This window comes from uncultured Veillonella sp. (assembly GCF_905209685.1).
Lineage (GTDB): Bacteria > Bacillota > Negativicutes > Veillonellales > Veillonellaceae > Veillonella.
Genome location: NZ_CAJLUB010000148.1, coordinates 1 through 3,721, shown reverse-complemented (window position 1 = coordinate 3,721; position 3,721 = coordinate 1). Strand labels below are relative to the sequence as shown.

Annotated in this window: 3 protein-coding genes and 1 pseudogene; all 4 read right to left on the bottom strand. The window is 38.6% G+C overall.

Annotated elements, in window-relative coordinates; genetic code table 11:
- The coding region (locus tag QZ055_RS08540; protein WP_295826180.1) for a solute carrier family 23 protein at window positions 1-488 on the bottom strand (488 nt) is incomplete at its 3' end.
- Between the two features lie 247 nt (window positions 489-735).
- Entirely contained in the window at window positions 736-1,353 is a 618-nt protein-coding gene (locus QZ055_RS08535; RefSeq protein ID WP_295826177.1) for a cyclodeaminase/cyclohydrolase family protein, read from the bottom strand.
- A gap of 159 nt (window positions 1,354-1,512) precedes the next feature.
- Window positions 1,513-3,183 (bottom strand): formate--tetrahydrofolate ligase, encoded by a 1,671-nt coding sequence (locus tag QZ055_RS08530; RefSeq protein WP_119209117.1) that lies wholly within the window; start codon window positions 3,181-3,183, stop codon window positions 1,513-1,515.
- Window positions 3,184-3,457: 274 nt separating this feature from the next.
- A pseudogene (locus tag QZ055_RS08525) lies at window positions 3,458-3,616 on the bottom strand (SLC13/DASS family transporter); the annotation flags it as partial.
- Window positions 3,617-3,721 lie beyond the last annotated feature (105 nt).

Here is a 3,721-nt window from a genome sequence, read left to right as displayed (position 1 = left end):
GGATTGCCTACACCACCGCCCATCCAATTAATGGCAACTGGCATCAAGTTAATACCGATAATGGTAATAATTGTACCTGTAACTACAGGTGGGAATAATCGAATAAGGCGACTAAAGAATGGCGCTATCAAGAATGTAAATAAACCGGCTACAATAATGGCGCCGTAAATAGCAGTCATACCATGCTGAGCCCCAATCATGGCCATAGGGCCTACAGATGCAAAGGTAACCCCTTGGATCATTGGAATACGTCCACCAATATTACCAAAACCTAACGTCTGGATTAATGTGGCAACACCGCAAGTAAATAAGTCCGCTGTAATTAAGCGAATCAAATCTTCCACAGGCAAGTGCATGGCCTGTGCCACGATAATAGGTACGGCAACGGCGCCTGCATACATGGCCAATACGTGCTGTAAACCAAAGGCAAAGAGCTGTGGTATTGGCAACATACTATCGACCGTATTCATTTGTTTTTGATCTGTCATAATGTCTCCTACATCAAACCTCGAAATAACACCCATTTATTTTACAATATCGTTCGGATTTTAACAATAGAAAAAAGAGAACCTATTATTTTTAAAAGCAATAATAAGTTCTCTTTTTTAATTTTTCCGAACATTATACTCTCAAAAGTATAAATCGTTCGAAACCGTTCAGATTTTATTAATTAATATATCTATATATCTATCAAGTTATTTCAAGCTATTATTTTAAATTGCTATTTTGAGCTAGTTATGCATATAAACCTATAATAGCCGCCTCTTTAGCATCAAGATCTTTTTCTATAGCATTCATTTTTGTAGTTATATCAGTTACAAAGGCTTCGTCTTTAATCCCAGATAAATTGATACGTACATTTAAGAATGCCGCCTTTACCGCAGCACGAGCATTAATAGCAGCGATAATACCATCTGTAATAAGATTTTGATTGCCCTTGCGAGCTGCCATATCCGCTAAATCAAAGATTTGATACGCTAATTCACCGATTTCAAAGGGCACCATAGCCGCATCTTTATAAGCTTGCTGAATTGCGGCACTACGCATAGCCTTTTCTTCATCAGTATTCTTTGGCAAACCTAATGCGTTCATAAAGATGTTAAATACATCCGCATCAGCTTGGGACAATTCAAGCATGCGATTCCGAATAGATTCCGCCTTCCTTTGAAGGTCTTTCATTTCAGCTTGAACCTCTTCGTATCCTTTTTTCCCAAAGGTTAAGTTTGCCACCATTTCAGCTAATGCAGCGCCCGTTGCAGCTGTTAAGGCCGCAATGGCACCACCACCAGGTGTAGGTTCTTTAGATGCAGTAGCGGCTAAAAAGTCACTTACTTTTTGTTCTACTAATTTCATATCTATACCTCATGTAAAGGAGATAACAAGAGGAACCTTGTTATCTCCTTATAATTACTATACAACTGTAACAGTTTAAACAATAAACGCTATAACTCTAATTAAAATTAGTCTTAAAGATTAATCCGTTTTAGAAAGACTAACTATAAGTATTTACTATTAGAATAAGCCTTTAATCGTACCATCTGCTTCTATATCCATATTGAGAGCTGCTGGGCGTTTAGGAAGGCCTGGCATAACCATTACATCACCTGTACGGCATACGATAAAGCCGGCCCCATTGGCAACGCGAATATCGGATACAGTAATAGTAAAGCCCTTTGGTGCACCGAGCAACGCAGGATTATCAGACAAGGAATATTGTGTTTTCGCCATACATACAGGCAAACGATCGAGACCCCAATCTGCTAATTGTTTAATTTGCTTTTTAGCTTTATCCGTAAAGATAACACCATCACCACCATAAATCGTAGTAACGATCTTATTTACCTTTTCTTCTAAGCTATCTTCTACATCATATACGAATTTAGGTGTTGGTTTTGAACCCTCAAGCAATTCAACGACCTTTTTAGCCATATCAATGCCGCCTTCGCCGCCCTTTTCCCAACATTCATTAAGCTCAACAGGGACGCCAAATTCATTACACAAGCGAGTTAACTCAGCGATTTCCGCATCTGTATCGGTAGCAAATTTATTTATGGCTACTAGTACAGGTACGTTAAAGTAACGCATGTTTTCGATTGCTTTCTGTAAGTTGCTGAAACCTTTTGTAACAGCCTCAACATTTTCTGTATTAAGCTCTTGTTTTGGTACGCCACCATGCATTTTAAGAGCTCGTAATGTAGCTACAATAACGATTGTATCAGGGAAAATGTCGCCGTAACGACATTTAATGTCGAGGAACTTTTCAGCCCCTAAATCAGCACCGAAGCCAGCTTCTGTAACTACAATATCACCTAATTTAAGACCTAATTTTGTAGCTACGATGGAGTTACAACCATGAGCGATGTTTGCAAATGGACCACCGTGGACGATAGCCGGCGTATGCTCTAATGTTTGTACGAGATTTGGTTTAATAGCATCTTTCATAAGAAGGGCCATCGCACCTTGGCAACCAAGTTGATGCACATACACAGGTTCACCTGCTAAATTGCAACCAATTACAATACGACCAAAACGTTCTTTCAAATCTTCTAGATCTTTAGCTAAGCAAAGAATAGCCATAATTTCAGAAGCAACAGTAATCATGAAGTGATCTTCGCGAGGGAAACCACATACTTTGCCGCCAAGTGCTACGGTTACGTTGCGAAGTGCACGGTCATTCATATCTAGAACACGAGTCCAAGATAATTGACGCAAATCGATTTGCAATTCATTACCTTGATGGATGTGGTTATCAATCATAGCGGATAACAAGTTATTGGCTGCTGTAATAGCATGCATATCACCTGTAAAGTGAAGGTTAATATCGTCCATTGGTACTACTTGAGCATAACCGCCACCTGCTGCGCCACCTTTTATACCAAATACAGGGCCCAAGGATGGTTCACGTAAGGTTGCAATCGCATTTTTACCGATTTTCTGTAGACCTTGTACGAGACCAATGCTCGTTGTGGACTTACCTTCCCCCGCTGGTGTCGGTGTAATAGCCGTAACAAGCACCAATTTACCATCTGGCTTAGCTTCTAAGCGACGAATGGCATCAAAAGAAATCTTCGCTTTATAATGACCATATTGTTCAATATCATCAGGTGTTAAACCACATTTATCGGCAATAACCTGAATTTTTTCCATTTTATTCTGTTGGGCAATCTCAATATCGCTTAACATAAAGCCTCCTCGGCGCTATGGCCACATAAACCTATATAACAACTATTAGATAGACATATACGTTTCATAAAATATGTCTACTGTGAATGTATATTTGTACACTTACATTACTCTATTATATGTGAAAGTTCCTCTAATGTCTAATACTTATGTCTAACAAATTTAGTAATCTATCTAATATATAGCAAAACAAACACTATATATACATAACCAAGAAAAGGCCCTGATGTAAATGTACATCAGGGCTTTCAATATATACCAAATACTTATCTTATTAGAATGGGAATAGGATTGGAAGTAAAATAAGTGCTACGATACTTGATACAACGATAAGTGGCAAACCAGCTTTCACATAATCCATGAAGCTATAGCCAGCTATATTGTATACCATAGTATTGGCAGGCATACCAATTGGTGTAGCATATGCCAAGGAGCCAAGAGTTATCATTACACTTGTATCCATATATACCTCCCAATACGTGTAATCTACCTAAAAAAGGGTACAAAAAAGGAGGATTGTACAAAATCCGTATAATCC

Bases quoted from the DNA above. Each gene is read 5' to 3' on its own strand.
- QZ055_RS08535 (WP_295826177.1), bottom strand. From the start codon at position 1,353: ATGAAATTAGTAGAACAAAAAGTAAGTGACTTTTTAGCCGCTACTGCA.
- QZ055_RS08530 (WP_119209117.1), bottom strand. From the start codon at position 3,183: ATGTTAAGCGATATTGAGATTGCCCAACAGAATAAAATGGAAAAAATT.